This window comes from Erwinia magellanica, assembly GCF_039023495.1.
Classification (GTDB): domain Bacteria; phylum Pseudomonadota; class Gammaproteobacteria; order Enterobacterales; family Enterobacteriaceae; genus Erwinia.
In genome coordinates this window covers 169,410-195,297 of the sequence record NZ_JBCHVC010000002.1, presented here as the reverse complement: position 1 = coordinate 195,297, position 25,888 = coordinate 169,410, and the positions used below count along the sequence as shown (strand labels likewise).

At 51.4% G+C, this 25,888-nt stretch carries 45 protein-coding genes and 1 tRNA gene; 7 read left to right on the top strand and 39 right to left on the bottom strand.

What is annotated here, in order from left to right; translation table 11 throughout:
* Positions 1-9: 9 nt before the first annotated feature.
* The 17 genes from AAH450_RS08090 to AAH450_RS08010 form a co-directional block, all read right to left on the bottom strand.
* Positions 10-2,031 carry a phage tail tape measure protein gene (locus AAH450_RS08090; RefSeq protein ID WP_463322716.1) on the bottom strand — a complete coding sequence of 674 codons (2,022 nt, stop codon included), beginning with the start codon at positions 2,029-2,031 and terminating at the stop codon, positions 10-12.
* Between the two features lie 84 nt (positions 2,032-2,115).
* Positions 2,116-2,439, bottom strand: coding sequence for a phage tail assembly protein (locus AAH450_RS08085; protein ID WP_342909781.1), 324 nt, complete (start codon positions 2,437-2,439; stop codon positions 2,116-2,118).
* Positions 2,436-2,792 (bottom strand): phage tail tube protein, encoded by a 357-nt coding sequence (locus AAH450_RS08080; protein WP_033755991.1) that lies wholly within the window; start codon positions 2,790-2,792, stop codon positions 2,436-2,438. The genes AAH450_RS08085 and AAH450_RS08080 overlap by 4 nt, the downstream gene beginning before the upstream one ends.
* Positions 2,792-4,288 (bottom strand): phage tail sheath subtilisin-like domain-containing protein, encoded by a 1,497-nt coding sequence (locus AAH450_RS08075; protein WP_342909780.1) that lies wholly within the window; start codon positions 4,286-4,288, stop codon positions 2,792-2,794. The genes AAH450_RS08080 and AAH450_RS08075 overlap by 1 nt, the downstream gene beginning before the upstream one ends.
* Complete coding sequence (locus AAH450_RS08070) at positions 4,288-4,476, bottom strand: DUF2635 domain-containing protein (protein WP_342909779.1); 189 nt, start codon at positions 4,474-4,476, stop codon at positions 4,288-4,290. Before AAH450_RS08070 ends, AAH450_RS08075 begins: the two co-directional genes overlap by 1 nt.
* A gap of 3 nt (positions 4,477-4,479) precedes the next feature.
* A complete protein-coding gene (locus tag AAH450_RS08065) occupies positions 4,480-5,040 on the bottom strand; it encodes a phage tail terminator protein (protein ID WP_342909778.1) in 561 nt (186 codons plus the stop codon).
* The gene (locus AAH450_RS08060; RefSeq protein ID WP_342909777.1) at positions 5,037-5,543 is read right to left on the bottom strand and encodes a hypothetical protein; all 507 of its coding nucleotides are present in this window, start codon (positions 5,541-5,543) and stop codon (positions 5,037-5,039) included. Before AAH450_RS08060 ends, AAH450_RS08065 begins: the two co-directional genes overlap by 4 nt.
* Complete coding sequence (locus AAH450_RS08055) at positions 5,536-5,925, bottom strand: phage head closure protein (RefSeq protein WP_342909776.1); 390 nt, start codon at positions 5,923-5,925, stop codon at positions 5,536-5,538. The genes AAH450_RS08060 and AAH450_RS08055 overlap by 8 nt, the downstream gene beginning before the upstream one ends.
* Positions 5,926-5,927: 2 nt before the next feature.
* A complete protein-coding gene (locus tag AAH450_RS08050; protein ID WP_342909775.1) occupies positions 5,928-6,257 on the bottom strand; it encodes a head-tail connector protein in 330 nt (109 codons plus the stop codon).
* 9 nt (positions 6,258-6,266) lie between these two features.
* Positions 6,267-6,551 (bottom strand): hypothetical protein, encoded by a 285-nt coding sequence (locus AAH450_RS08045; protein ID WP_342909774.1) that lies wholly within the window; start codon positions 6,549-6,551, stop codon positions 6,267-6,269.
* A 48-nt stretch (positions 6,552-6,599) separates the two neighbouring features.
* Positions 6,600-7,817, bottom strand: a complete 1,218-nt coding sequence (locus AAH450_RS08040; protein ID WP_342909773.1) for a phage major capsid protein — start codon at positions 7,815-7,817, stop codon at positions 6,600-6,602.
* A gap of 9 nt (positions 7,818-7,826) precedes the next feature.
* Entirely contained in the window at positions 7,827-8,675 is an 849-nt protein-coding gene (locus AAH450_RS08035) for a head maturation protease, ClpP-related (protein WP_342909772.1), read from the bottom strand.
* Between the two features lie 11 nt (positions 8,676-8,686).
* The gene (locus AAH450_RS08030) at positions 8,687-9,991 is read right to left on the bottom strand and encodes a phage portal protein (protein ID WP_342909771.1); all 1,305 of its coding nucleotides are present in this window, start codon (positions 9,989-9,991) and stop codon (positions 8,687-8,689) included.
* On the bottom strand, positions 9,991-11,736 hold the full coding sequence (locus tag AAH450_RS08025) for a terminase large subunit (RefSeq protein ID WP_342909770.1): 1,746 nt from the start codon (positions 11,734-11,736) through the stop codon (positions 9,991-9,993). Before AAH450_RS08025 ends, AAH450_RS08030 begins: the two co-directional genes overlap by 1 nt.
* On the bottom strand, positions 11,690-12,157 hold the full coding sequence (locus tag AAH450_RS08020; protein WP_342909769.1) for a phage terminase small subunit P27 family: 468 nt from the start codon (positions 12,155-12,157) through the stop codon (positions 11,690-11,692). Before AAH450_RS08020 ends, AAH450_RS08025 begins: the two co-directional genes overlap by 47 nt.
* A gap of 121 nt (positions 12,158-12,278) precedes the next feature.
* The gene (locus AAH450_RS08015; protein ID WP_342909768.1) at positions 12,279-12,617 is read right to left on the bottom strand and encodes an HNH endonuclease signature motif containing protein; all 339 of its coding nucleotides are present in this window, start codon (positions 12,615-12,617) and stop codon (positions 12,279-12,281) included.
* The gene (locus AAH450_RS08010) at positions 12,610-13,011 is read right to left on the bottom strand and encodes a hypothetical protein (RefSeq protein ID WP_342909767.1); all 402 of its coding nucleotides are present in this window, start codon (positions 13,009-13,011) and stop codon (positions 12,610-12,612) included. Before AAH450_RS08010 ends, AAH450_RS08015 begins: the two co-directional genes overlap by 8 nt.
* Positions 13,012-13,237: 226 nt before the next feature.
* Between AAH450_RS08010 and AAH450_RS08005 the strand changes: the two genes are divergently transcribed.
* The gene (locus tag AAH450_RS08005; protein ID WP_342909766.1) at positions 13,238-13,576 is read left to right on the top strand and encodes a hypothetical protein; all 339 of its coding nucleotides are present in this window, start codon (positions 13,238-13,240) and stop codon (positions 13,574-13,576) included.
* 142 nt (positions 13,577-13,718) lie between these two features.
* On the opposite strand, the gene AAH450_RS08000 is transcribed toward AAH450_RS08005, so the two are convergent.
* The 22 genes from AAH450_RS08000 to AAH450_RS07900 form a co-directional block, all read right to left on the bottom strand.
* Positions 13,719-13,967, bottom strand: a complete 249-nt coding sequence (locus AAH450_RS08000) for a hypothetical protein (RefSeq protein WP_342909765.1) — start codon at positions 13,965-13,967, stop codon at positions 13,719-13,721.
* Positions 13,968-14,149: 182 nt separating this feature from the next.
* On the bottom strand, positions 14,150-14,446 hold the full coding sequence (gene lysC / locus AAH450_RS07995) for an Rz1-like lysis system protein LysC (protein WP_342909764.1): 297 nt from the start codon (positions 14,444-14,446) through the stop codon (positions 14,150-14,152).
* A gap of 288 nt (positions 14,447-14,734) precedes the next feature.
* Positions 14,735-15,361: a glycoside hydrolase family 19 protein gene (locus AAH450_RS07990; RefSeq protein WP_342909763.1), complete on the bottom strand. Its 627-nt coding sequence runs from the start codon at positions 15,359-15,361 to the stop codon at positions 14,735-14,737.
* The gene (locus AAH450_RS07985; RefSeq protein ID WP_342909762.1) at positions 15,348-15,710 is read right to left on the bottom strand and encodes a phage holin family protein; all 363 of its coding nucleotides are present in this window, start codon (positions 15,708-15,710) and stop codon (positions 15,348-15,350) included. The genes AAH450_RS07990 and AAH450_RS07985 overlap by 14 nt, the downstream gene beginning before the upstream one ends.
* 201 nt (positions 15,711-15,911) lie before the next feature.
* Complete coding sequence (locus AAH450_RS07980; RefSeq protein ID WP_342909761.1) at positions 15,912-16,442, bottom strand: antiterminator Q family protein; 531 nt, start codon at positions 16,440-16,442, stop codon at positions 15,912-15,914.
* The gene (locus AAH450_RS07975; protein ID WP_342909760.1) at positions 16,439-16,801 is read right to left on the bottom strand and encodes a RusA family crossover junction endodeoxyribonuclease; all 363 of its coding nucleotides are present in this window, start codon (positions 16,799-16,801) and stop codon (positions 16,439-16,441) included. The genes AAH450_RS07980 and AAH450_RS07975 overlap by 4 nt, the downstream gene beginning before the upstream one ends.
* Complete coding sequence (locus AAH450_RS07970; RefSeq protein ID WP_342909759.1) at positions 16,794-17,087, bottom strand: DUF1364 domain-containing protein; 294 nt, start codon at positions 17,085-17,087, stop codon at positions 16,794-16,796. Before AAH450_RS07970 ends, AAH450_RS07975 begins: the two co-directional genes overlap by 8 nt.
* Positions 17,071-17,262 carry a protein NinF gene (locus tag AAH450_RS21115; protein WP_463322723.1) on the bottom strand — a complete coding sequence of 64 codons (192 nt, stop codon included), beginning with the start codon at positions 17,260-17,262 and terminating at the stop codon, positions 17,071-17,073. Before AAH450_RS21115 ends, AAH450_RS07970 begins: the two co-directional genes overlap by 17 nt.
* A 210-nt stretch (positions 17,263-17,472) precedes the next feature.
* Positions 17,473-17,670: a protein ninH gene (locus AAH450_RS07965; RefSeq protein WP_342909758.1), complete on the bottom strand. Its 198-nt coding sequence runs from the start codon at positions 17,668-17,670 to the stop codon at positions 17,473-17,475.
* On the bottom strand, positions 17,667-18,044 hold the full coding sequence (locus AAH450_RS07960) for a hypothetical protein (protein ID WP_342909757.1): 378 nt from the start codon (positions 18,042-18,044) through the stop codon (positions 17,667-17,669). The genes AAH450_RS07965 and AAH450_RS07960 overlap by 4 nt, the downstream gene beginning before the upstream one ends.
* Positions 18,041-18,475 (bottom strand): recombination protein NinB, encoded by a 435-nt coding sequence (locus tag AAH450_RS07955; protein ID WP_342909756.1) that lies wholly within the window; start codon positions 18,473-18,475, stop codon positions 18,041-18,043. The genes AAH450_RS07960 and AAH450_RS07955 overlap by 4 nt, the downstream gene beginning before the upstream one ends.
* 3 nt (positions 18,476-18,478) lie before the next feature.
* Complete coding sequence (locus AAH450_RS07950) at positions 18,479-18,658, bottom strand: hypothetical protein (protein ID WP_342909755.1); 180 nt, start codon at positions 18,656-18,658, stop codon at positions 18,479-18,481.
* The gene (locus AAH450_RS07945; protein ID WP_342909754.1) at positions 18,648-18,893 is read right to left on the bottom strand and encodes a DUF3850 domain-containing protein; all 246 of its coding nucleotides are present in this window, start codon (positions 18,891-18,893) and stop codon (positions 18,648-18,650) included. Before AAH450_RS07945 ends, AAH450_RS07950 begins: the two co-directional genes overlap by 11 nt.
* Entirely contained in the window at positions 18,880-19,077 is a 198-nt protein-coding gene (locus AAH450_RS07940; protein WP_342909753.1) for a hypothetical protein, read from the bottom strand. The genes AAH450_RS07945 and AAH450_RS07940 overlap by 14 nt, the downstream gene beginning before the upstream one ends.
* A complete protein-coding gene (locus AAH450_RS07935) occupies positions 19,070-19,246 on the bottom strand; it encodes a hypothetical protein (RefSeq protein WP_342909752.1) in 177 nt (58 codons plus the stop codon). The genes AAH450_RS07940 and AAH450_RS07935 overlap by 8 nt, the downstream gene beginning before the upstream one ends.
* Positions 19,230-19,421, bottom strand: coding sequence for a hypothetical protein (locus AAH450_RS07930; protein ID WP_342909751.1), 192 nt, complete (start codon positions 19,419-19,421; stop codon positions 19,230-19,232). Before AAH450_RS07930 ends, AAH450_RS07935 begins: the two co-directional genes overlap by 17 nt.
* A gap of 1 nt (position 19,422) precedes the next feature.
* Positions 19,423-19,629 carry a hypothetical protein gene (locus tag AAH450_RS07925; protein WP_342909750.1) on the bottom strand — a complete coding sequence of 69 codons (207 nt, stop codon included), beginning with the start codon at positions 19,627-19,629 and terminating at the stop codon, positions 19,423-19,425.
* A 2-nt stretch (positions 19,630-19,631) separates the two neighbouring features.
* The gene (locus AAH450_RS07920; RefSeq protein ID WP_342909749.1) at positions 19,632-20,972 is read right to left on the bottom strand and encodes a replicative DNA helicase; all 1,341 of its coding nucleotides are present in this window, start codon (positions 20,970-20,972) and stop codon (positions 19,632-19,634) included.
* Complete coding sequence (locus tag AAH450_RS07915; RefSeq protein WP_342909748.1) at positions 20,965-21,771, bottom strand: replication protein; 807 nt, start codon at positions 21,769-21,771, stop codon at positions 20,965-20,967. The genes AAH450_RS07920 and AAH450_RS07915 overlap by 8 nt, the downstream gene beginning before the upstream one ends.
* Positions 21,772-21,817: 46 nt before the next feature.
* Positions 21,818-21,979 (bottom strand): hypothetical protein, encoded by a 162-nt coding sequence (locus AAH450_RS07910; RefSeq protein ID WP_342909747.1) that lies wholly within the window; start codon positions 21,977-21,979, stop codon positions 21,818-21,820.
* Between the two features lie 38 nt (positions 21,980-22,017).
* The gene (locus AAH450_RS07905) at positions 22,018-22,353 is read right to left on the bottom strand and encodes a hypothetical protein (RefSeq protein WP_342909746.1); all 336 of its coding nucleotides are present in this window, start codon (positions 22,351-22,353) and stop codon (positions 22,018-22,020) included.
* 113 nt (positions 22,354-22,466) lie between these two features.
* A complete protein-coding gene (locus AAH450_RS07900) occupies positions 22,467-22,625 on the bottom strand; it encodes a hypothetical protein (protein ID WP_463322722.1) in 159 nt (52 codons plus the stop codon).
* Between the two features lie 167 nt (positions 22,626-22,792).
* On the opposite strand from AAH450_RS07900, the gene AAH450_RS07895 reads away from it, so the two are divergent.
* The 6 genes from AAH450_RS07895 to AAH450_RS07870 all read left to right on the top strand — a co-directional run bounded on the left by AAH450_RS07895 (position 22,793) and on the right by AAH450_RS07870 (position 25,835).
* Entirely contained in the window at positions 22,793-23,452 is a 660-nt protein-coding gene (locus AAH450_RS07895; RefSeq protein WP_342910367.1) for a LexA family protein, read from the top strand.
* Between the two features lie 211 nt (positions 23,453-23,663).
* The gene (locus AAH450_RS07890) at positions 23,664-24,101 is read left to right on the top strand and encodes a hypothetical protein (RefSeq protein ID WP_342909744.1); all 438 of its coding nucleotides are present in this window, start codon (positions 23,664-23,666) and stop codon (positions 24,099-24,101) included.
* Positions 24,098-24,697: a type II toxin-antitoxin system MqsA family antitoxin gene (locus tag AAH450_RS07885; protein ID WP_342909743.1), complete on the top strand. Its 600-nt coding sequence runs from the start codon at positions 24,098-24,100 to the stop codon at positions 24,695-24,697. The genes AAH450_RS07890 and AAH450_RS07885 overlap by 4 nt, the downstream gene beginning before the upstream one ends.
* A gap of 13 nt (positions 24,698-24,710) precedes the next feature.
* Complete coding sequence (locus tag AAH450_RS07880; protein ID WP_342909742.1) at positions 24,711-25,187, top strand: hypothetical protein; 477 nt, start codon at positions 24,711-24,713, stop codon at positions 25,185-25,187.
* A 292-nt stretch (positions 25,188-25,479) separates the two neighbouring features.
* A tRNA-OTHER gene (locus AAH450_RS07875) sits at positions 25,480-25,550 on the top strand.
* 21 nt (positions 25,551-25,571) lie between these two features.
* A complete protein-coding gene (locus tag AAH450_RS07870; protein WP_342909741.1) occupies positions 25,572-25,835 on the top strand; it encodes a hypothetical protein in 264 nt (87 codons plus the stop codon).
* Positions 25,836-25,888 lie beyond the last annotated feature (53 nt).

Genomic DNA, 25,888 nt, shown 5'->3' with positions numbered 1-25,888 from the left:
CGGAGCGGGTTACTGATTTGAAAAACGGTTGTAGCCAACGTCATAATTTACCCAGGGCGTGGCGTTGCCAACTGGAGCCACGCGCATACCCGGAGGGGCATTATCGAAAGAAACTTTTAACTCTCCCTGTTGTACTTTCGGAAGCTGATTCAGTGACTTAGATGCATCGGACTCAGGATACATTCCCAGCAATTCTTTAAGCCGGGGGATGAATCCCTGCTGGACACCGGAAGAGTTTTCAGAGGGGTTTTCTTTTTTTCTGACTAATGCGGAGCCAGCATCGACGCTTAACCCTTCGGCTTCATTATGAAGATCTTTCAGGGGTTTCATTCCTTCAAAAATTTCTTTCAAGCGTGGTAAAAAACCCTGGTAACCCCGTTCCTCCTCAGCCTGTTTTCGTTTGTTTACAAGAAGCGTTCCGACATCGGTGTTTTGTTTCGCTGCTTCATCATGGAGACTGTTGACCCGTTTCATGAGATCGAACAACACCGAAATAGTTACCGTTATAACTCCCATGCTGGCGATGCCTTTCAGGTTTTTGGAAAGTTTCCCTGCCTCGGAATTTGCGCCACCAAAACCTTTCACCATGGAAACCAGCCATGCGCCGGTAGTGAATGCAGCTATACCCTTAAGTACAGTTTCCCATCCGCCCAGGGCCTGGGCTACCCCATCAATATTTTCCCAGACCTTTTTCACCACCGGGCCAGCCTGATCCCAGTTACTGACTATCAGACCACCGGCCAGAACGACGAGGGCCAGAAGCTTACCCATAGTCGTCATTTTCATTACGGAATCGAATGTCTTGAAAGCCCTGGTGGCAACACCAAATGCCGAAGCCGTACCCAGTAACGTGACGCCGAATTTAAATACGCCTTTAACCGTGTCCGGGTTGGCTTTTACAAACTGCCTGAAGCGCTCAATGAGCGGCTGCACCTTAGCGCTGAGTTTTACGATAGAAGGTAAAAACATATCCCCGATTGTGATGCTGGCAGCAGTAAACTGGTTTTTCAGCAACTGAACGGAGTTGGATGTTGTGGCAGCACGCGCCTCATACTCTTTCTGCATTGATGCACCATACTGCTGAGCATCAGTAACGCGGTTAAAGTTTTTCCTCAGCAAATCGAGGTTTGTCAGCAAAGGCGCAATGGCACCCAGTGATTCTTTGCCGAACAGGGCATTCATGACCGCAGCCTGTTTGGCTTTTGGTACTTTCGCGAGTGAGTCCAGTACCTTCAACATTGCAGATTTCGAGTCTTTCTGCATGTCAGCAGCTAACTGTGCCGGATCGATTTTGATGAACTTCAGCGCTTTCTTTTGAGAGGCTGTGGCTGATTTACCTGATGTCAGCGAAAGCATGAAGTTTTTGACGCCAGTAGCAGCTATCTCAGACTCCACACCCATCCCGGCAATCGTGGCCCCCATAGCAGCAATTTCCCCGGAGGCTACCCCGGCCACGCCGCCCAGTGGGCCAATTCGCGTCACGATATCGGATATCTTTGCTGCGCTGGCAGGACCAGTATTACTCAGGTAGTTGATTTTATCCGCCAGGCCTACAACGTCCTTCTGCGTCATTTTGAACGCCGTTCGCCACTGAGCCATCATCTGACCTGATTCTTCTGCCGTCTGGTCAAAGGCTACTCCCATTTTCACTGCGTCACTGGCAAACTGCTGTAAATCTTCTCTGGCAATGCCAGCCTGACCACCTGCGGCAACAATCTGGGCGATACCATTTGCAGCCATGGGGAGACGGGTAGAAAGCTTCAAAACATCCTCGCCCATCTCTTTGAACTGAGCTGGGGTGTCGAAGTTAACAACTTTTCGTACGTCGGCCATGGAGGATTCAAATTCCATAGCCTGATTAATTGGCACCACGAAAGCAGACGCGATTGCTGTACCCATGGCGGCCGCGTTGACCATTATACTTTTTGCGTCTTTCTGGAACCCCTTAAGGTTCTTGCTCATACCTTTTAGTGGACCAGACAACTGATCCACCGCTGTAATAATCGCTTTAAGCTGGAAACTATCCGCCACGGTTCATTTCCTCATTTATACGGACTGCCTCCGCTTCCATTTCAAGAAAGCGGGACAGTCCGATTTTTTTCAGCTCTAAAGGGTTTATTCGCCAGAAGTGGGCGGTGTTGTAGAGCCGCTTTCTGAGATTTCCGCTGCTTCCGATCCCGTAAAAAAACCGACGATCGTCATTGACGCCATAAAAATATCTTTCAGCGCCATTTTTCCCGCTGATGAACGGGGAATCCCGGCAAGAACCGGGATATATTTCAGGCAGGCGCGGGTATCAAGCTTCATCTCACCATTTTCGGTGTAATTAAACGGAATGCCCATCTGCTCTACTTCATCATAAGTAGGCTCGCGAAACTCAAGCACATGAAGCGTCTCGCCATGTGCCTGTACTGGTTTTGTCAGCTGAAACTCACTCACTGGTAAAATCCTTCTGATCCGTGGAATTCGACATCAACCGTGCCCTCTTCGGCATTGTGGTTGGCCTCACCGAAAAGCCACGCCTCTGACAACACATAAACCTGACCGTTTGCCAGTTCAGAGGTTATTGTCATGTTGTCAGAGTTAGTGATTTTATCGACGGGGAAATCTTTGGGCACTTTGAGAGTGCCTTTGGTATATGGCGCGCGGTGCGTTTCTTTGCGATCCACTGAGCCATCCAGGCCAATGACGTCATCATTAACCCGCGTGTTCATCGGCACCTCAATTCCACCGGTCAGCGAAAGCTGCAGTCCATCAATTTTGAAATAACAGGTACCCGCAATCTTAGCCATTATTCGCCCTCCTCGGCATACTGCAGACGGAACTGATTAAGCAGCGCAAAGACGCGCAGCTGGTTGACGTAGTCAGGCGGGAAGAGCACATCCACGCGGTTCGGATCGGTAGCATTACGCTCTACAACCAGATACTTTTTAAACAGGTCAAAGTTTTCAACGATCCCTGCTCGCTCCATGGTGCGATAGCTGGCGCACATCTCTCCTTTCAGCACCGCAGGCGTGACGATGGCCTGGCCGGAGCCGAAGCGGGTTCCATCATTCGCCAGTTTGTGGCGCGGGTATTTGCTGGTCACAATGCTTTTCAGCTGACGGATAACGTAGGCACTGGTATGCAGTGTTTCACTGTCCAGATAGCTGTTATCTGCCACACCGTAGGCATTCTGCTGATAGGTGGTGATATCGCGCTGAATGCGCAGTACACCGCTCTCTGTGTATGCAGTGGCAATGCCGTGCATCAGCAGAGACTGTTGCTCGGTCAGCGTGAAGTGGTTACCGGGCAGAGCCGGGAGTGCGCCAGTCAGTTCACCGGTCTGCGTTGGGCGCGCCGGATCGTTGCGGATAAACACTGCGTTGCGTGCCGTTCGCAGCGCAACCAGCTCATCAGCAGCGGTCTGAACACTTGGCTCATAACCCGCCACGGTGATGTGCTGGTTGTTCAGCGTATCGCCGAACGCCACCAGGTCAGACAGCGAACCTATCTTCGCCGTGTAAACGTGGCCGTAAAGCTGTCGTGCATAGCTCCAGCGGCCGGAAGAGTCGTTCATCTCCAGCGCGACGGTTGCCAGTGATGCGGAGTCGCTGAACGGCGTGCCGATGAAGTCAAAAGATTCATCCCCCATCGCCGCCACTGCACCGGAAAGATCCGGCACACCTGTACCACCTGACATGGCAGTAATCGCCACGTTCAGACCGTCAGGGGTATTTTCGCTGCCCACAGTGCCGTAATAATTCATCAGCAACGGGATATCGTTGCCGGTGAGTCCTTTGTGCCGTGCTGTCAGCGTGACCGCAACTGCAGCTGCCGTAGCCGTGACCGGAAGGTCAGCATTTGCATTGATGGCAGCGGCCAGCGTGGCAGCCACGGCGGCTGGCGCGTCACCGGTTACCACAGCCGCCTGCACGCGGGTCGCGCCGATATACAGGCTGAGCGTGCCGGAAGCCTGAGCACTGCCGGTAATGGTCAGGGTGCCTGTAGCGGCTTCACCTTCAGGCTCGTCAACCGCAATCACCCACAGCTCACCAAACGGATCGATGGCGCGGTATTTCGCAACCATGCGGGCAAGCTGACTGCCCCGGCCCGCTACTTTACCGGCCAGCGAGGCTGAAGGCATGATGGTAAGCTGGTTTTTGGGGATAGTGCTGCCGGAAGCGGCAAAGCCAGCCAGCAACGTCGGTCCACTGTCCTGCGTGGTATTCGCTTCGCTGTTGTCCATCTCCGCCCAGAAGAGCGGTACGCGAAGGTTTGATGGGATAGTCGGGAAACTGACTGACATTACTCACCGCCTTGTTTTTTGGTGTCTGCCACGGTTTTCTTCTCTTCCGTGCTGACCTTTTCAACATCCCCGCCCGTAAGGCGGCGGAGCCAGTAGCTGCTTTCTTCGACGTTCCGGCCTTCTGAAGGCAGCAGATCGCCCCGGACAGGGTCTGGAACAGACCGCCCGCGCTTGGGTTTGATTTGCATGTTTTACTCGCTGAGGTTGATTTTGGTGTGGTGTTCGATGATGCCGTCAGGGCCATTGCCCGGATCGATGTAATCCATGTCGATGTGGACTGTTTTCAGTTCATCCAGGGAGTTCAGGTCATCCTGCTGGCGCGTATCCTCTTCGGTGATTTCCCGCGTGAGCATAAATTCAAACTGGTAATAGAGCCTGCCCCTGTCCATGTCCAGCAGCTGACCGCCAGAGTATGCAACGGGACCAGCATCTTCATCCGGTTCCCAGCCCAGTAGCGCCTTCCAGATTTCAGCACGCACATCGTGCACGGCGTCATAACCCGCAGCCTGGCCACGTTCATCGCGCGTATTATCCAGCACAACGATAACGGCAAAAGCTTCCGTGACGTTCTGCCAGTAGTCAGTCAGTGATTTCTGCTCTGCGGTGATATCCTCTGTAGGCACCACGTAAGCCGCAGGCAGGCGCATCTTTCCGGTTTCAGGTATGGCCTTGAACTCAGCCGCTCCGGCGACGTTGCCTGCAAACAGAGGGCAACGCGCCCGCAGCGCAGCAATGACAAGCGAAAGCTTCATTTCTTCTTCCTTTCAGGGCGTAGTGAGGTTCTCAGCGCGCGGCTCAGGACATAACGCGTCCAGGCTTTACGCGCCTCCAGTACCTCGGCCATGTAGTTTTTCCGTGGGGCAACGAGCCAGCCGCTGCCGCCAGACTTGCCTTTGTGATGGCTCTTCTTACGCTTAGCGCCACGCTTCACGCCGTAGAACAGAAAGGCCGGATAGAAATCGTCCTCAATAAGCCGGTTCCCTTCACCCCGCTTCTGGTTAGGCGCAATGCGCACCATCAGTCCTGGTCTGTTTTTAGATGCGCGGGGAACGTAATAACCGATGGAGCGCGCCAGCCTGCCGGAACGAAAGCCGGGATTTTCGCCCGGCGCTGACCGGCCACGACGCATCACCATCCGGCGGGCATCACGCATATGCACCTGGCCGATTTTAACGAAGGCTTTTCGCATCTTGCCGCGGTTAAAAACCAGGTCTTTCGGCTGCACAAAATCAACGTGCAGAAGCGGCTTAGCCATACATCTCTCCGCTGCGTTCTTCTGCGCCGAGTTCTTCACACTCCATCAGCAGATACCGGCCAGCGGAGTTAAGGTCTCTCAGTCGCTTAACCCGGAACACTGACCCGCCATAAACCACCTCATAATCTGAGGTGACACCCTTTCGGAAGCGGATGGTCATGTAATGGGTTATTTTTTCATCTGCCTGAACCGATTCGTGGTAAGTCGTGGCACCCACCTGGCGAACCTTTGCCCAGACATCCCTTTCATTCTGAAAGGTCGGTTCGACGCCATAATCAGCAGCTGGCTGGTCGATGCGCTGACGCAGATGGATGCGTTTATTCAGCTCCCCCGGATCAGGAAGCGTGAAGGTTGCGCTTGTGCGCGTTGATCCGGTTTTCATAATCAGAACCCTGAAACAGGCAGGCGGCGTGGTTGCAAAAGAAAGTAAAAAGCCATCGGTGTTTCTGTCTTTTCAATTTCCGTTACAGAGCTGCGGTTTTCGTACCAGTGACTGACGAGCATCAGCAGGCCCAGCCGGATATCTTCCGTAATCACCATGCCATCCAGATCGAGATCGGGAATATCGACAAGGGTCTTATAGAGGTTCCGGTTAAGGTAGGTTGTGGCCTTAGCTTCAGCTGCCAGCGCCAGAAGTTCGAGGTGTGAATCCTCGTCTGTAAAATCACTTTCGAGCCGGCACTGCGTTTTGATTTCTTCCAGCGTCAGCAGCATAGCGGCACCTTATTTGCTTTTAGCTTTGGCCTTTTCGTCAGCTTCAGCTTTCGCCTTCGCTTCGGCATCGGCCTTCTCTTTTGCCTCAGCATCGGCCTTCACTTTGGCTTCTGCGTCTGCTTTTTCCTGTGCTTCGGCATCGGCTTTCGCCTTCGCTTCGGCATCATCGCCGATCTGCTCGGCATAACCTTTTTTAATCAGTTCGCGGCCGTGTTGCTCCAGCGTTTCAAACTCGCTGCCTTCGACCTGTACAGTACCGTTGATATAAACCGGTTTAAGGGATCGCAACTTCATGTGGGCTTCCTCTCAGGGAGAATGCGGCCCGCAGGCCGCTTTGATGAATTACTCGCCAGCAGGCGCCGGAACAGTGAATGAACCGTAAATGAAAGCTTCCGGGCGTTTCACAGCCAGCGCAAGGCGTTCTTCGCAACGAATTGAGATCATGTTTTTCTCGAAGTCGTCGGCGTTCTCAGTGGAGATAACCACGTTGGCATCTTCACGGTCGAACAGCTGCGCAGCTGCATTGAATGCACCGGTCAGGAACTTACCCTGGAAGGCAGCGGTTTCGGTGGCCACAACAGGCAGGCCCCAAAGTGTCGGCCCGGTCAGCGCAGATGGGTTAGCCAGGATGTAGCGGCCCAGCGTGTCTTTGGTCAGCTCAATCTTCGCCCAGTCGATAAAGTGCAGGACGTGACCGGAAGCCGGGAAGCGCGCCAGCTGTGCCTGCAGCATGGCCAGACGCAGGTCGTCAATGCCGTTCTGCTGCGCCACCTCAAAGGCTGCGTCATAAGCTGTCGCCTGCGGCACGATGCCCTGCAGGTGTGCGCCGGTACCGTCACCAAAAAGAATCTCCTGTTCTTCGACGTATTTCAGGCCGTAACGCATTTCCGCATCAACCGTTGACTGCAGCTGCGCGAAGTCGTCCAGGATCTGTTTGGACGCTTTGAACATGTGCGCGATGGTGGTCACTGGTGTGATTTTGGTTGCGAACTCGATGCCGCTGTACGGCTTGGCTGTGCCTTCGGGGACCACTTTCGCCGCGTTGGTAAAACCGGTCTGCTGCACCCAGAAGATTGCAGGCGCGCTGGTGCGGCCTGGCGCGATAAGGTCACGAATGAAAAGCCGCTGTTTTGGCAGTGCGTCAATGCCCGGCAGGCGCTGTGGCTCTACCACCCCATCCGCTACGCCCGTGGAAAGCAGAGCTGCGTTAACCGGCACGCTGACACGCTTGCCGCCCTCAACACTGGCAGCAAAGGCTTTCAGTGCCTCAGAGCTGATAACGGTATGACCAACAGACTCAATAACCTTTTTAGCGTTACTGAGTGGCATCTGGGCTACGTGCTGCTCCAGATCACCCAGCGAAGCTTTAATGGATTTGTTCGCTTCCGTCAGCGCGTTAAACTCGGTGGCGATCTTGTCCACTGCTTCTTTGGTCTGTGCTGACAGCTGGCCGGAGTTTTTCGCCTCTTTCAGCGCGTCCTCAGCTTTCTGACTGAAGGTGCCGGACACCTCTTCCAGCTTCGCGGATACTTTTTTCAGTAACTCATTTACATCTGACATGGTGATTCCTTATTTGCCGAACGCGGCCAGCGCGTTTTGAAGTTGTTCAATGTTTTCAGGGTTTATTTCGTCGGTAGCGCCCGGCATACCTTTAGGATTGGCAGCAGCGCCAGGCTTGCTGCCGGTTAAAGCTTTGAGAAGTTTTCGACGCTCAGAGCGCGGCGCGTCTGTTTTCGCAAGCATTGCATCGAGCTTGCGCAGCGCTGCGGCCGGGCTGTCGTCGTCGTCAGAGATTTCATCAGCAGAGAGCAGACGATCGGCAAATCCCTTTTCAACAGCGTCACTGCCGCCGATATAGGTTTCTGCATTCATCATTTCTTCGATGGTTGCGATATTCAGTCCGGTACGCGCACCGTAAATGTCATTCATGGCCTTATCGAAAGGCTCCATATCTGCGGCGACCTGTGCCAGATCGTGACGGTTGCCCATCGCGTAAACCCAGCAGTTGTGGATCATCAGAAAAGCACCCCGGCCAATCTGTACCTCATCACCGGCCATCGCGATGACTGACGCAGCTGACGCAGCCAGGCCGAGTACCTTCACGGTGACTTTTCCTTCGTACTCGCGTAGCAGGTTATAAATCGCCAGGCCTTCGAACATATCGCCGCCCGGCGAATTGATGTTAACGGTCACGTCCTCTCCGCCGATTGATCGCAGTGCGGCGGCGATACGGCTGGCAGTCACGCCTTCGCCGTACCAGTCAGCGCCGATCACGTCGAACACAGAGATGCTGTTCGCATCAGACTTCGCGGCTTTTATGCCGCCGTTCCAGCGCTCCATAGCGGAAGACGGCAAATCGCGTTTTTCGCGCGCAAAAGGCCGCCCCTCCGGCGCTGCCGGAAGACTCTTTACTGTCATTGGGGTTGCTCCTAAGCCGCTTGCTTCAGCGGGGATTGTTCGAAAGGAATATCCGGGAAAACGTAGTTGTGGATCTTAAGCAGGTTGGCGGCCTGAGCGGCCTGGCTGTTTTGCTTCAAATCTTCCAGAGGCGTCAGGTTCAGCTGAACCGTGTAGATATCGCCCCCCTCAATCGGTGGCAGGTTCTCCAGGCGACGCACATCGTTGCGCGACATCCAGCCATTCTGCAATGCAGTGGTGTAGTAAGCAGAGCGCCCGGCACTGTCAGCGCGCAAAAGGCCTTCAACTGAAAATTCAGCAAAGAGGTCTTCATCACCATTTAACAAACAGCGGGCAATTTCCTGCTCAATGTTTACCAGCAAAGGACGCAGCGTATTGGTCAGAAACAGGAGGTTCATCCCCTCGACGCTTGAGGCCCAACTGCTCTGTTTATCGATGTGTCCCACCATAAACGGCGGCACACGAAACCAGCGGCAGATTTCTTCAATGCTGAATGAACGGGACTGAAGCATCTGTGCCGCTTCCGGGTTCATCGTGATGTTCTGGTAGGTTAAATCCGCTTCCAGCACCATTGATTTACCTGCGTTCTTTGAACCAGCGAAAGCAGTGAGGTTTTTACGCAGGCGCTCCCGCTGCTCTTTGGTCAGTACATTTTTGGAAGCGAAGTAACCCGAACTCTGCAAACCGTTTTCGAATATCTTCGCAGCGGATTCTTCCACCGCCATCGCGGCGCCAAAGACATCGCGACCAACGCTCATCGGCATCATTCCGCACACGCCATCAAGCCCGAAGCCGCGAATGTGCATCATGTTTTTTACCGGGATGACGCGCTTCTGGCCTTTCTCGGTAAAGGTATATTCCAGTTCGCCACTGTCCAGGCGCTTCACAACCATGCACTGAGGCAGAAGAGGAACCAGCGAAACCAGCTTGCTACCTATCATCTTTTTTTCGACAAAGGCATTACCACGAAGGCAGACGCTGGCGACCACCATCAGCATAAAGCGTGACGGCGTCATTTCACTGTTCGGACGGCGGCACAGAAGCTGATAGGCCGGATGATTTTGTGCCAGCTTGCGGGAGCCGTCTGATTCCCGCTGATAGACTTTCATCGGCAGCGTGGATACGGACTCGCTCAGCAGCCGCACGCAGGCCCAGACAGCGGAAAGCGCGATTGCTTTATCAGCGGTGACCACCTTTCCGCTGCTGCTGGTACCGAACCACTCCTGAAAAAAGTCGCCGTTAGTCAGGCTTATCGGAACGCCCAGCCAGTTAAGCAATGCGCTTTTTACCCGGCCAGGATGTTTGTTTTCCTTCATCAGATACCTACCATGATCGGGTCGTCAAAAAAGTCATCAGGATCACCAGTTTCCACCAGCACAGCATCTTCCGCCGCGCCAATAGCCATAGCGGAAGCCACCACGCCATCAATACGGCCGGTGCTCTTCTTCTTGGCGAAAATACGGTTGTCCTTCTGGTCAGCCTCAAGCACCGCAGACGCGGCGTTCCAGCGCAGACAAGGGTTGGTGCGGATAACGAGCGCTTTGTTGTTCAGGTGCTCTTCGAACAGCTCAATTGAGCGCGGCATCCACAGGCCGGACTCCTGCGCCTTGTAGAAACCCTGCCCGTGCGGGATCAGGTTAACGCTTACCGACTCGCTTTCGAGTTCAGGCTCCAGATACTTAATGCGGTACTGGTCAAACGCGATGCACTTAATGTTGTACTTCGCCGCCAGCTCACCGATGCGAACCGCTACAAAGCCGTAATTAACAGCCTTGCCCGGTGGCGCATGGATGAAGCCGTTACGCAGCCAGGCATCGTAAGGAACATGGTCAGTCTTGGCGCGCTCAAGCAACGAGTCCTTTGGCGTCCAGAACTCAACCAGAAGTTTTTTTGTTTTCGGGAAGTAAAGCGCCAGCGCGGTAAGGTCTCGCGAACCGGACAGGTCCAGGCCGCCATAGCACTCTTCGCCGGTCAGTTCGTCAGGGTCGAAGTCCTGTTCGCAGTTCATCCACGTGTCACTGTCTATCCACGGATCGGCAGATTCCACCCACTGGCAAAAGTTAAGGCGGCGGACGATGCTTTCTTTCGATGGCATGCCGCGCGCCTGCGTAACCTGCTCGCGAAGATACTTTTCGGTGAACGTGTGTCCCAGCGAGGGATTAGCCTTTTTCCAGCACGCTTCGTCTTTAAACGGGTCGTCCCCTTCATCAAGTGAACAGATGAAGCTGAAAAAGCTGTCATCTTCCAGGTCACCGGCTGCAACCTTGCGCCCGTATTCATGATACTCGTAGCAAACGCTGGTTTTATCGTGGCCGCTGTTGGTGATCAGAAACATCAGTGCCTGGCGGCGGCCCTTGGTACCGGCGCGCATCATCTCAACGACGGCGTTTGTTTTGTGCTCATGCACTTCGTCAATCAGCGCACCGTGTGGGCGCGGCCCTGACTGACCATCATCAGAACTGATTGGCTTGAAGAAAGAACCTGTCTGCAGGAAGGCAAGGTTCCAGACATTCAGCCCGGTACCGGATTTAGTAATTCGCTGTGCCAGTGCGGGGGACTGATCAACCATCGTCACTGCATCGCGGAACAGGATCATTGCCTGGTCTTTTTTGGTGGCCGCCGCATAAACCTCAGCTCGTGGTTCTTTATCAGCCATCAGGAGATAGAGACCGACGCCGCCCGCCAGAGGCGATTTACCGGAACCCTTACCGGATTCGATATAGCTCATTCGAAAGCGGCGCGTACCGTCTGCAGCCTTCCAGCCAAACAACGAGCCGACAATAAAACTCTGCCACGGCAGCAGAATAAAAGGCTTCCCTTCGTGCTCGCCGCCGTTCAGCTTCAGCACCTTCGCGAAGAAGTCCACAACGCGGGTTACAGCATCCACATCCCAGAACAGACCGCGCTCCGGGCCTTGCTCTAAATCCCGAAGGTGACGTGCGCACGCTGCACGGATATCAGGGCCTGCAGCTTCGGCACCGCTGGTCACATCCAGTGCGTACTGCGTTGCCGGATCAACCGAAGAACTGGTTGAGCGGGTCTTCTTCTTTTTCTCCACCATTCACATTCACCTTTGACCGGGCAGCCGGTGTCAGGCCGAATTCCACCAGGTAACTTTTGAAACGGCGATCGGCATCTGCCAGCATGGCGACTGATGGGTTAGCTTTTATCAGTGTGTCGCCCTGAGCAGTTTCGGTTTTGTATGTACGCCCTTCTGCCTCGACGTCTTCACGCAATTGCAGGATTTCTGCGTATATATCGCAAAGCCTTTCAAGTGCAAACGCGTCGGCGATAGTCAGCACGCCCATACCATCGAGAAGAACGCTCAGGCGGCCCCAGGCGGTCTTTCCTTCGTCGGTTAAATGTGATGGCGGACTGGGGATTTCCCGTGCAGGCTTAGGCTCTTTTTTATTGAGCGCGCGTTTGCCAGGATTACCTGTGACTAACTTCAGAGGGGTAGGTTTTGGTCGTCTTCCGGCCATTTTTTAACCTCCCGGAAAAAACTTTTCATTTCGCGGCTGTGCATAAAAAGGGGGGCGGGCGGTCAGGAAGGCGCTTGCCCCTGAAGTCTTTACCCGCCCCTCCCCGTAGGTTCGTGGCTCATCACCTCCGCCAGTGCGACTGTGGGTCGAGTGGCAGGCCGTTCTCATCGCATCCGATGACGTGACCGCGCTTCTCTTCGCGCTGCTTGGTGGAGTCGTGATGCTGTTTGCAGAGGGGTTGCCAGTTAGCTTTATCCCAGAATAGTTTCTGCGATTTTGCTATCTCTTCCGGCTTGCCACCATTCAGAGCCTCTTTCAGCTTGTGGGCTTTGATGTGATCCACAACGGTAGCCGTCTCTGCCCTGCTCTGCCTGAGGCACATCACGCAAAGAGGATGCGATTTCAGGAATGACAACCTGGCTTTGTCCCAGCGGCTGTTGTAGATACGTGGCTCATTCATGATTAATGAGCGTCAATCCACAACGTTTACGCCTGATGTGATCAATCGCTTCCCGGCATTCATCTGGGGTTAGCTTCTCTGCGATCACTGTGAAGCGGTCATCCAGAAACGTTACTGCTGTTTTACCTTCAAGTTTCAGCAGCGCTACATCGGCAAATCTTTTGTTGTAATCATCAATGCTATTGGCAATACAGCCAGCTAAATCATTCACATCCCGTTCTACTGAATAACTGATGATTTGGCTTTCAGGAGTTCTTGAATATCCAAACGGAGTCTTGATTAAGAGCCAACCACCTGCCAATAACGGATTTTCAATGGCGGTGATGCACTGTTGTGCGGCATCCTTCGTACGCAGTTTAACGTTGAAAGATTTACCCTCATTTAAATTAGCCATTTAGAGTTTCCTGCTGGTTAGATGTGATTAACCCCCGGCAATGGTGAGACCACCAGCCGATAATTCATTGTGTTTATGCTGAAAGTTGAACTCAGTGAATGCAGTTTTCAACACAAAATAAATGCGCCAATTGGCGAATTTATTATCTATACCTTGACTAATGATTGTACGCCCCTAATTTAGGATGTGGCGCTTTTGCCACATGCTCACTTGGAAGGAATAAGCTATGAGCAAAAAAAACTTAATGGGTAAGGTTTTAGATGCGGCTGCAGATGCCGGAAGCCATGCTCTAGATAAGGCATCTAGTCCTACCAGTCGCTCCGGCATGGTTATTGAGCGCGTAGGGAAAATGGCCGCGGCTGGTGTAGCTGACGATGTGATTGCCGCTCAGCTCAGCTCAGGTAGCGCTACGAAACATAAATATACTGTGTCAGAAGTAGGTGGCATGAAAGCATTGTTTGCTGATTGTCATACTAAGGTGCCTGTTTCTAAGCCCGTAGCTAAAGCCCTAATTGAAGATGCAACATCTAATCCCGCCCCAACAGGGGGTGGCTTGCCTGCGTAATTTTTTAACCAACAAGGCACGCTCGTTTTGATGTGCCTTGTTTTGTTCCGTTAGATGGCGATGACACATATTCGGTAGTTTTCAGATATACATGATCGGGTGAAAAGCCGCCCGAAGACGGCATTTAAATCTTATTTATTTGTTAGTTCTCACCAGGTAGGTATTCTCCCCCAAAGCTTTGCACTACTCTCTTTGTAATGGCATGGGATACTTCTAAATCTGAGGTGTTATCAGCCCATTCAAAAACCACGATAACATCATCAGAGACACGATTAACGGTTACATCATGGAAATCTGAGTTTCGGAATGCAGTTTTCAGATCACGCTTAAAATCATCGAAAATTGACAGGTCGCTGAAGTAGCAAGTGCCTTGTTCTGGAACGTTTTTCATGTAAATCCTCTCAGTTTAAAAAAGGGAATTTACAATAGGCTGGCTATATTGAACAGCCTAGTTAACCGTAGCTGCCTGCCTGAGTAAGCCCGGACTATGCCGAGGCTGGTTTCTGCTCTGTATCTTTGTCCCACTGCTCGCGGAACTGGGTGGGGTTTTGACTGCCTTGCACTGACATAGCTTTATTCTTTATTTCGGGATAACTCGATTTTACGGATACCCGACCGGTCAATGTTGCACTGGCCAAGCAGGCCAAACAGCTCAGCATTCAGTGACACGCTGTCACCGAACGTCATATCTACCGGCACCTCTGGCACATCAATCTGGCTTGTCAGTTCGGCTGGCAGGCTTAGCTGGGGCTGCTTTATTGTCCGGTACTCCACCTGCGGTTTTTGCTGCGTCGCGCAGCCGGTCAGCAGCATCAGCGGGAACAGGAGCAACAGCGCACTTGTCCGACGCAAGGTAACGTTTAATTTCACTCTGGAGCTTCCTGTTTTGCTGTGCGGTAACTGCCCGTTGCTCAGTGACCTGAGACATGACGGCATTCTGCTTATTTACTGCTGTGACCAGGTCGCTCACGCTTGCCGCCAGGCCATCATTTTTACTTCTCAGGTCGTTTATCTGATCGTCTTTGCTGTTAGCCAGCTTTTCCAGCCGATCATTTGTCGCGAGCAGCTGACCGTTTCGGGTGTTTAGCCCCCACAGCGCCAGGATAAATAGCCCTACAATTATCAGGCCGGTATTGTTTCGGATAACGCTGATTACTTTTAGCACAGAACCCCCTTAGCTTTAGTGAGCCGGGTTTTCCTGTCTTCAATTCCGTTAATGCCGCCATTAATAACGCGGATGATGCTACCAACATCATCTGCGTCAGCTATTTCATTCAGCCCGTGAATCTTCCACCATGCCGCTGCTGACTCTGCTGCCAGTTTGTAATCTGCCAGTAAATCAGGATTTGCCACCACGTCGACACCCAGCGGTTGAATCAAATCTCTGTAATTTGACTTGCCTGTAATCTGGATCAGCCCTCGCCCCCGGTAACGATAACCGTCACCTGATGCGGTATCACCATTGCCAATCCTGTTGGCATAGATGATATTACCGATCATTTGCTTATTGGCTGCGTGTTCTGAGGTGCGCCCGTACTTCATTGCCTGCTCTTTCGTAATGCGGCTCCCGAACATAGCGAGCAGAGCGCCGTACTGGTAATTCAGGTTCTCTTCCACGTAGCGGAAGCCGCCTGACTCATGGCCCACCTGGGCGAGGAAATGCGCCTGTCTGAGTGGCGTGTTAATCCCATGCTTCTGCATGGCTGCCGCTACCGGCTCATACCATGCGTCACGCAATTCATCATTCACGCCTGTTGCGCGCTGGAATTGATTAACTGTCAGCATTTGAACCTCCGTTAACCCCTTCCATGCCTACCCGCCTGCGTACAGACGAGAACAAAGCATCAACGCCGATGTAGCCGACGAATGCAGAGAACGGCCAGCACAATTCCGGCGGAAAATTCCATCCGAATATCGCGCATATAGCCGTGAGTGTTGGTTGAGCAAAAAAACACAGGATTCCGCACATTGCCGCGCCGGTTAGACGGTCACGCCAAATAGTTTTCCTGTTCCGCGAAGTTGTGAGGATCGACATAACGAATGCCAGGATTGAGTAGCCGACCTCATTGCGGTGATTTGCCAGCCAGGCGATCATTGCCGCCAGGTTATCAGGTCTGTCCGGCATACGTTTCATCTCCCACCTCTCTTTCAGGCGGCTGCGTGTGTCATTGAAAGGGTAAAGACGCCCGCTACCACACAGGAATATTGAGGGGTCGCGTTAATTGGTAGGGGCGAAAACTGGAATAAAAAAAGGCCGCTCTGATGGCGACCTTCTGGAATTTGGGCAATAAAAAAGTCGCCGTCGCATTCTAAGAACACGTACGGCAACTTACCGTCATATAGTGGCTAAATGGCTAAAGGATGTCAACATGTTATTTGCACAATGCCGCACTTTAACAACACGTTTACGTTCATTAAATGCTTTTTGCAGAGGATTGAAGATCATCCACAGGCTGGCATTCAGAATGTCGTCAATCTCATTACGGCAGGTTCCATAAGATGGCTTACGCCAGCCCTCTCCACTTCGCCCCTTGTTGATTTTGCGAGGACTTGCACACTGATGGTAGTAGGATGCAATGGCTCGCTTGGAAGAACCGTGTGAGTAGTAACTTAGCAGGATGCCATAAGCTTTTTTATCGATGCACATGACGGAATCCACGACCTGAGAAATCAAGAGTCCGTCATCATCGTTACACATTGGCCGGGACATGCCAGGCTGCGGCTCTACACTTGCCATCCACTGAGCGATCATGCTGCTCTTTCGCGTCTCCAGTCTTCCTGAATAAACCCACGCGCCCCATAACTCCAGCCAGCTGTTCAGCCAGTCGTGCTCGTCTTTGCTGAGATTTAGCTCGCGTATGCTCATGCTTCCTCCAGTTCAGTAATCAGAAAATCCATGCGACCGCCCTTCACTACTTCCCCGCGCACCATGCGCACGTCATCAATCAGGCTGTCATCGGCTATTACGCCTGCCTGGGTGAGTGAGTCGAGAGGGGCTTTGAAAAGGTTGTCCAGGTCACGCTTGGCGCGTGTCGGTGGGTATGCGGTGATTTTTACTTTGAGGCTGCCGGTGAGGAGGTACTGCTGATTTGCTTCGGTGATTTGCTTAATGACTGCTGCTGTGTATTCCCTGCCTTTTTTGCTTTTGATTTTCCTGCCGCGAAACACTGAGAAGAGGTGGTTGTTTCCCGGCGGCCAGGGCAATGTGATCCGATATTCAGCCATGCTTCACCTTTCCTTCTCTGAGTAATGCATCCTGTGTCCTGATAACGCCTTCCAGATGCGCTATGCGGGCTTCAGTGACTTCACAGTGACGTGTGCGGCGGTCAATTTCATCGTGGCAGCGAGAGCATGCCCAGGCTCCAAAAAGGTCATCAGGTTTCATACCTGTTCCGCAGATACCTACCATCCGGTAGTGCGCGAGTACCACTGTTTCAGAGTTACCATTGCAGATGCCCGGCAATCTGACCTGGCACTCCCTGCCCCGCGCTTCTTTACGAAGATTCGCCATCTTCATCCTCCATTCGGTGATTTGGATCGGTCATTTCGTAGAAAGCAGCACATTCATCACAGCAATGACATTCGTCGGGTGAGAGTGGCATTCCACAGTTTGCGCACGCTCCACACTTGCAAGGGTCATCAGGTGGTGATGATGATTTGCATTTGTCGCACCAGGTGCCAGGCATGTAATCGTGCATGCTCATACCCTGCTCCATATCGGCTGTGCCCATCGCTTGCTGGGCTGAGGTGTGTAGTTGAGTTCCGGAAGCAAGGCAGAAACTGTCCAGGACTTGTAGTCAGCGGCGAGGTGCTTTTCGGTTTTGATATTGCGGGATTGGTACTGGAGGATTAATGCGTTTGCTTCTTCGGCGGTGCAGTTTGGATGGTGAAACCAACTAAGCATTTTTTCGCCTCCCCCGGTTTCCCTGAGCTACCATCAGAACGCCGTTTACGATGACGTGCCGTAGCCCTTCAGTATCATCTGAGTAAACACCGACAGTGCGCCTGTCCAGCCCTACAATGCGGCCAACAGCTGTCCGGCTACCGTTACAACGCCTGAGTAATTCCGGTACGGTATAGACATCCTTTTTCATACCCTCACCTCACGCAGTGGCTGGTCAATAAGCTCGTACATGCGACTGTGTTTCCGGCACAGGTCGAAGATGGCGTTTTCCTTTTTCGGCTTGGGCTTTGTGGGAACCCGCCCCATCACTCCGGCAAGGTGTGCATGATTGGCCGTCTGCCGGACGGATGCTGCTGTCGGCTGATAGTCTTCGTTCAGCTTCACGTAGGTGTGGATGTGATATCCGTTGGTGATGACATCCCCTCTGGCTACCATCTTGGATAAAGCGCCACATGAACTGACACGCTTATAGCCAAGTGATTGAATGTGGTCATGGAGGATGCTGGTAGAGACATAACCATTTTTGCCGGACAGAAACTCTTTGATGCGGTCACGTGCTGTCATGCTGCTCTCCCGTAATGGGCTGCCCAGCGCATTGCACAGGTTGCATCGTCGCCGAAGCTGACGCCCTGCTCTGCACCAAAGGCGCTGATTAATTCGATTAAGTCCCGCATTTCACCAACGGTCATGCGGCTGGTTGACTGGCCCAAAACAACAAATCCGCCGTCTAATCCCGGCACCACGTCCTGCTTCTTCAGGGCTGCGGTAAACACATGCTTCCATTCTTCGCTCGCCAGCTTTCGCCCATGCCAGTTGACCTGCTCTGAGATGTCGTTGAGGCATGCCCAAAGTTTGGCGTTCTGGTCGAGGCTGCGGGTGCGTTCCTGGATAGTGACTACGAGGGGTGAATCAGGATTGGTTGGTAAGGAGTTGATGAATTCTGTGCAGTTTCGTCGCCGGACGGGGTCTGTCAAAAAATAGCTCTGTTTGTTCACATTCTACCTCCGGTCGGTTATCTCCTGCGCCTTAGCCAGGTCGATTTCCATCTTCTCCATAATCAGAGTGATGGTCTGAGCATTGTGGCCGCCGGTCTTGTGGAACATCTTCAGCAGCGTCAGGCCAGCGCCTACTTCTGCCAGGTGGTCCGGGCGTTTAATTTGGATTACTTCAGCTGACATTTTCAGGCTCCTTAATGCTGAGAAGAACGTAGCCGGGAAGGTAGGCACCCACATCAGCAACATGGGTAATTAAGCGGGTACATGCATCACCGGTATATTCGCCATTCCACTCCAGAAGAATTAGCGTGTCTCCGACCTGATAATCTCGATCAGCCTTGCGAAGCTCAGCCAGCTTTAAACCGTCCAGCACTGGAAAGAAATGCTCAGGCAGAATTTTCAGCTCATGCGTTTTCATCACTCTTCTCCATCTCAGCGCGGGTGTTCCAGGCGGCCTTCCATGCTCTATACGGGATTTCTACGTATTCACTGTAATATCGGTCTGTCGTTACAGCCCTCTGCCCTTTGACATATTCAAGTGTGTGTCCCAATTCATCAGCAACCCACTCTTCAAACTTCGCCCTGCATAACTCTTCAGTCATGATTGCTCTCCTGCTTTGCGCGGGCCATCCAGCCATGCCATTCGTATCGCGTCTGGTCCCAGTAGTAATTTCCGTTAGCATCCCGATCTAACCAAAACTCCATGAAAGCCTCGTCTTTCCGCGTGTGCATCTCAAACGCCTGCCGCTCAAGCTCATCGTTGTTGGTCATTTTTCTTCTCCAGTACCAATCCGGCTGGTGCCGGTATTACTTTCAACGTTCCGCCGTCGAACTCCTGAAGAATGGGGAGTACAAAATTAACTTCTTCGCGCTTTAGTGGGCGCTGAACCAACTCTCCATTTTCTAACTGGATGAGCACGATTACGTTTTTTGGCTTGGATTTCATATCACTCTCCTCCCTTACGCGCTGGCTGGCCTGCCAGATAGCTGTGAAATGCTTCCAGATCAATGCCGATGAATTCGCAGGCTCGCTGCATGTCTTCTACCGGGATAATCCTCTGCCCGTTGTCCAGCGCCAGGACGGTGATAGTTAGTCCCGGAAGGAGTTCCATTTCGCTCTCATGGGCTACGGTTGGTAATTTTGTGTCGTTCATAACTATCTCCAGTCGTTAGCGGCGCGGGGCTGCTGGTTTTCATTCTGCGCAAACTGACGCGCTGCATCTTCCTGGTCCATGTTGATGAAGTGACCATTCTTCCAGCCCATGTAGAAAGTCTTGGGCTGGCCGGAGCGGTACTTGCCGACGATGATTTCAGCGATGCCGCGCATGCTGCTCTTCTCGTCATAAACTTCGTCGCGGTACGGGAAGATAATCACGTCTGCATCCTGCTCAATGGCACCGGAGTCTTTCAGGTCAGCCAGGGTAGGTCGCTTGTCCTGTCGGCTTTCCACGCCACGGTTGAGCTGTGACAGGAGGATTACCGGGACTTTGTTTCGAAGGCAGAACTGCTTCAGCTTGCGGGTGATCTCACCAATGGCGATATCGTTGCGCTCAGCTTTGGGCTTCTTCATCAGGCCGAGATAGTCGATGGAAATAAAGCTCAGGCCGCCGTCCATGTTGAGGCGCTCGGCGTGGCCAATGATTTCATCAACGCTCATGGTTTCATCCAGCACGTAGTTATCCTCGTCCTGAAGTGTTCCTGTAGCCCCTGTAAGCCGCGTGTACTGCTCATCCAGCATGTTCAGGGGATTACGCAGCGTACCAATGGACAGGCCAGCACGGTCAGCCACATGACGCTCCACGACCTGCATATCTGACATCTCCATCGATATCATCAGGCCTCGACCTTTCTGCCGGCCGATTGAGTTACCTATGTTGATAGCCAGCTCAGTCTTACCCATGCCAGGGCGACCAGCGATGATGATCAGGTCTGTACGGTCGAAGCCGCCATACTCATCGTCCATCGGCTGTATGCCAGTTTTCAGGTACAGGCCGGAATCCTGGCCTTCCATTCGCTTGCCCAGCACGTCCATGTAATCTCCAAGCATGTCACCTATTCGCCGCGGTAACCGGTCGTTAGTTTCAAACTGTATTTTCGACAGTAAGCCCGCCACATCTGCCAGCCGTTCGTTGATGTCGTGAGCGCCCGCAGCTTTCAGCAGCGAAATAGCATCATTCAAATCAGTAACACCTTTGCGGATCATCCAGCACTGACGAACTCGCTTCGCCCAGGCTTTGATATTCGCCCCAGACTTACACCTCGACGAAACATCGAGCACAAAGTTCTTTGAATCTTCAGGAATGCTGTCGCGCACCGTGAAAATGTCCACCGGTTCTGCTTTGCTCAGAAGCGCACAGATAACCTCGTACATTCGGCGCAGGTGAAAGTTTTCAAACGCCTCAGATGGCAGCTTGCCCGCAATGTCCCGGCAATCTATGTGATCGCCTTTAATCATCATCGCGCCTACCAACTGCTCTTCAAATTCATAGCTATCCATGTTGTGGCTCCTGGCTGATTACCTGGTCAACGATGCGCTGGGTTAGCGCGGTATCCACGCCGTATTTTTTACCGGCTGGGTTATCTCCCATGGCGTACGGAGTAGGCTGATAACCAAACTCGATGTAGCCGTTGATGAACGTGTCGATGTCCTTCGGTTGGCGCTTTGTTTCCCGACAGTGCTTCAGGTGGGACTCATACAGCCGCTTGATGCCCTTCTCGGTAGTCGTGCTGATACTCGCGATCCGTGGAAGGCCATGCTTCTGGGCTTTGCTGTTCCAGGTGTCTTTGAAGCGTTCACGGTTGAATGTGAATTTACTGACAGGCGGTTTTTCAGGGGGTGATTCTTGCTTAACCGGAAAACTCCCCTCTGGGGATATAGGGGTATTTTCTTTATTATCTTTAAAGATATCTTTTGTGTGTTCCGTTTTGGTAACACTTGGTGTAACCGGTTTGGTAACTTTTTTTGTTCCCGCTTTGGTAACAATGTTACCTATCTGGGAACACTCTGGGATTTGCCATTCTGAAATGTTTTTATTAGGCCCGGTACGACTGCCCTCTTTAACTAAAACACCCATGGCTATCAACTCGTTCTTGGCAATATTTGCTTTCGGTCTGCTGATACGGCACAGCTCTGCTAACTGACTGTCTGCAATGCGATCCATCTTCTTCTTAAACCCGTATGTCTTGCGGCAAACGGCATGTGCCACCTTGGCCTGATTGCGTGTCAGGTTAGCGCCTATCAGTTCCTCATAAAGCTCCATAGCCAGCATGATGAAACCATCATCTGTATCGGCCACTCTGCGCTCCACGGCCTCCAGATGAGGCTTACGGTAATCCGATAACTTAGCGACGCTCATCTTTTTTCACCCCTGCTTTAGCCAGTCTGTAAACACCAATGAGCCTCTCAGCGAAAGGCTTGCTATTGGCTGCTGCTACGACCAGCCCATCCGGTGAGTCAGGATGGCGGCGCTCCTCTTTTTCCTGGTAATTTCTGCGTTTTCGCATGTATAATTACTCCTGTGAATTGATCCAGTCTTTTCGCATCAGGCCTCAAACGTTCGCGCGTTTGGGGCTTTTTCTTTTGTCATTTCCAGTTGCAGCCGGGAATACTCCAGCTGTATCCAGATCAAATGCCGGTAGTGTTCCAGAGGCATCTTCCGTTCTCCGCGCATCACAAAATCCTCTACACCGCAGGCGGCGAGAGTTTCCATAATTTCCGGGTATTTTTCGGTACGGCGAAGGATGGTGCTGTCTGCCACTTCGAGCATCTTCGCAACCACTGACTGACGGGTGTTTGATAATGCCTGGTGTGCAGTCGCCAGAAGATGGCGACCGATAAACGCAATACTTCCTGATTTGCGTGGGTTTGCCTGTTCCATTTCTTATAATTTCCATGTTGGTTAGATAGTTAGTTACGTGTGAGCACCGTGGGGTGCCACTGTGTTTGTGCACCTGTATCGGCGCGGTTAAGTTGTGTAAAGAGCGATATTGCTTATGCTGCTGCGTTCTTCCCTGGGGGGAACACATCGTCAAGCCCAGCCGTAGCGCCTAACTTGTTAAAAATCGAAACAAACTGCCGGCAAAGGTGGATATCCATTCCTCTGCGGCCCGTTTCCCAGTGACCAATTGCACCAGGGGTACATCCGGCCATTTCCGCAAGTTGTGTCTGGGTTAATCCCAAGCGCTCGCGATAAAGTCGCAAATTGTTCATTTGAACCTCCATAAACTGATTTGAGTATACATATTGTATCCGTACACGGCAAGCGGGTTATACATTTTGTGTCTCGATTGGATTTATACAGTTCGTATAATCAGGGCATGAATATGAAATGGTACGACCTCGCCAAGTCCCGCATGAAGGACATGGATATGACGCAGGAAAAGCTGGCTGAGCATCTTGGGATAACTAAGGGTGCGGTTAGCCATTGGCTTAACGCAAGGCGCGAACCCAGCCTTGAGGAGATAGCTAAGTTATTGCGTTATCTCGGTTATAAAGAATTTACGGTAAATGCTGATGGAACAGTTGCTCCAGCAGGATCTATTGCAAATACCTCGTACGTTGGCCCATATACACCGGGCACCAAATATCCCGTTCTCAGCAAGGTTCAGGCGGGTGCATGGTCAGAGGCGTGTGAAGTCTACACCCTGAAGGATATCGATCTGTGGCTTGAGTCTGATGCCCATATTCAGGGCGATGCTTTCTGGCTTGAGGTGGAGGGAGACTCTATGACAGCACCGATGGGATTAAGCATCCCGGAAGGTACTTTTGTGCTGTTTGATACGGGCCGTGAACCTCTGAACGGTAGCCTGGTCGTTGCTAAGCTGACGGACGACAATGAAGCGACATTTAAAAAGCTAGTCATAGATGGAAATGAAAAGTATCTCCGGGGACTGAACCCCTCATGGCCGATGAAGCCCATCAATGGTAACTGCCGGATCATTGGCGTGGGCGTAGAGACGAAGATGCGATTGGTTTGAACCATGAACTTAAGATGGCTTTGGTTGTAAGATCTTAGTTAAAGTATTTTTGAATTTCGCCGATATACCCATGAAGCTATAAAATTTAACATAAAGAAAATATGACGCTAACTCCTTTTTTTATAAAGGGTTTATCCTGAAAACCTCTGTCAAATTATTTCGCTATTTTCAGCTTTGTGATAGTTGACAATATGAGCATGGACTTACCATAATGGTAAACAGAGTACTTAGCCGGTATAAAACGGGTGCCCCTAAGGATGCTTTAAAAGATGGTGAGGAAAGGCTCATAAATTCCGGCCCACTTTACCCGGATCTTTTAGAGAATCTTGATAGATGCCAAGTGAATTCTGTTACGACTAACACCAACAATTTCATGACGCTTCACATGATTGACTTGGGTGATTTGAGGGGCTTTGCTAAGTTAGCCCTCTCACAAGGGGAATACCTTAATTCTCAATGGTGTAACGGAAATGCGCCCAAGGGTATATTTGCTTGTGATGCATATATAGTGCCAGCACCATTATATACTCCTCAAGAAAGGAGGGAGATGACGACCTTGATGTATGTAAAGTTATGCATCACTGATACAGGCAATACTGTAGCGGTTATCTCCTTACATGATTCAACTAAAACTAAGGATTTCTCATGAAACGTTATTCTCTCTGCCCGATTTGCGGGGATGAAAGCCTACATGAAAACCACCAGTACGTGCTTCGTGAGTTTGAAGGTTTTAAAAAGCAAGTGGAATTCCACGTATCCTCTTGTGATTCCTGTGGCTCTGAGACATTTACAGAAAAACAAGCTACTTTTAACAAAAGACAAATGTCTGATTTTTATAGAGAAGCTGATGGATTGCTTACTGGAAGACAGATTAGATGCTTTAGGGAAGCTCTTGGAATAACGCAAATCGCAGCTTCCAAGCTTTTTGGTGGCGGGAAAAACGCTTTTACTAAATATGAAAATGGTGACGTTACTCAATCTGTTGCCATGGACAAACTCATAAGAACTGCTTACGCAATACCCGCAGCTTTAGAGTTTTTGCATCAAGGCTGTCCTGATGTCGCTGTGGTTTCTTATAACGCATCTATATGTGAAGCTGTAAGTACCTTATTTACTGAGACGGCTTCCTTAAGACTTGCAAGCCAAGCAATGAGGAAGGCAAAGCCAGGAACAATCGAAATGATGGTTTTTCAGCCAGATCAGAAATCAAATAACGCCCATTGGGAAATTTCGCCAGCCATCTGATTGGTTAAATATTATGATAGAGCCATTGTTTCAAGACGTCTTTTTAAGGAAATCCTCTCTTTCCTTTCATAATGATGTAAACATACTACAAATGAACGGCTTGCAGTTAACTCAACAAGCCTATAACAAAGTTACTGGCGTGCAGGTCGTTGAGGTCTTTAGGGATGAGAAACGGCTTGAAGTAAAAAGTTATGCTTGTTTTTTCAGGTTACAATGTGGAATACGTCTTTTAGACCAAGCAGAACAAACGGATGAAAAAGTTTTTTTTGAAATTCTTGTAGAACATGATGTGGTTTTTGATTCATTACATCAATTAGAAATCAAACAGTTAGAGGATTTTAGCTCTTCTGATAAAATTACTAACGCCGCCTGGCCTTATTGGAAAGAGCACGTTGCATCAATGTGCTCTAAAGTCGGCTTAAACTCTTTAATTGTTCCCCCACCCCAAAAAAATGATCCAATAAAGATAACAGGACATAGGCAGCTATAAATTTCCCGGCCACCGTGCCGGGTTTTTTGTGCCTGTCATCCCCACCACAACCCGAGAAGCCAGCGAAAGCTGGTTTTTTTGTGCCTGAAATCCTCAGGTAGAAAATAAATCTACCCATAAAACATGACATTACGTATATCACAGAAAATAAGTATACATATCGTATTGCATAATAAGGATACGTTTTGTATATTCACCCCATCAGCAGGACGCACCACTCACCAGGACGGTGATGCTCTTTAACAATATGACAGACGCCGATACAGGCGTACCAAAGCAGAGATGCTTTTGGGGTGAGGTAGCGCAGTGGCAGACGCGGGCATTGCAGCCGTACCTCTGGTTCGATTCCAGACCTCACCACCAAAATCATCACAGGAGATAGCCATGAATTCACGTGAACGCCGTGCTCAGGCTTACAGAGCAAAGTGTGCAGCAGAGAACGCGCTGGGCAGAAAGATTGAAGCGACTCTTTCTGGTTGCAGCATCAATGTACTCACAGCAGTAACAGCGGCACCTAACTGGCGCAATCGTGCTGAGCCTGAATTTGTAACGCAAGAAAACCCTGAGTACCGGAAGGTGAATAACCCTTACGGCCAGCTCACAAACGCCAGGCAGAAACAGCGTGGCTTCAGCATTCCACTTATTTGAGGTGATGCATGGAAGAGTTTGATCAACACCCTGATGACGACATGTCTCAGTAT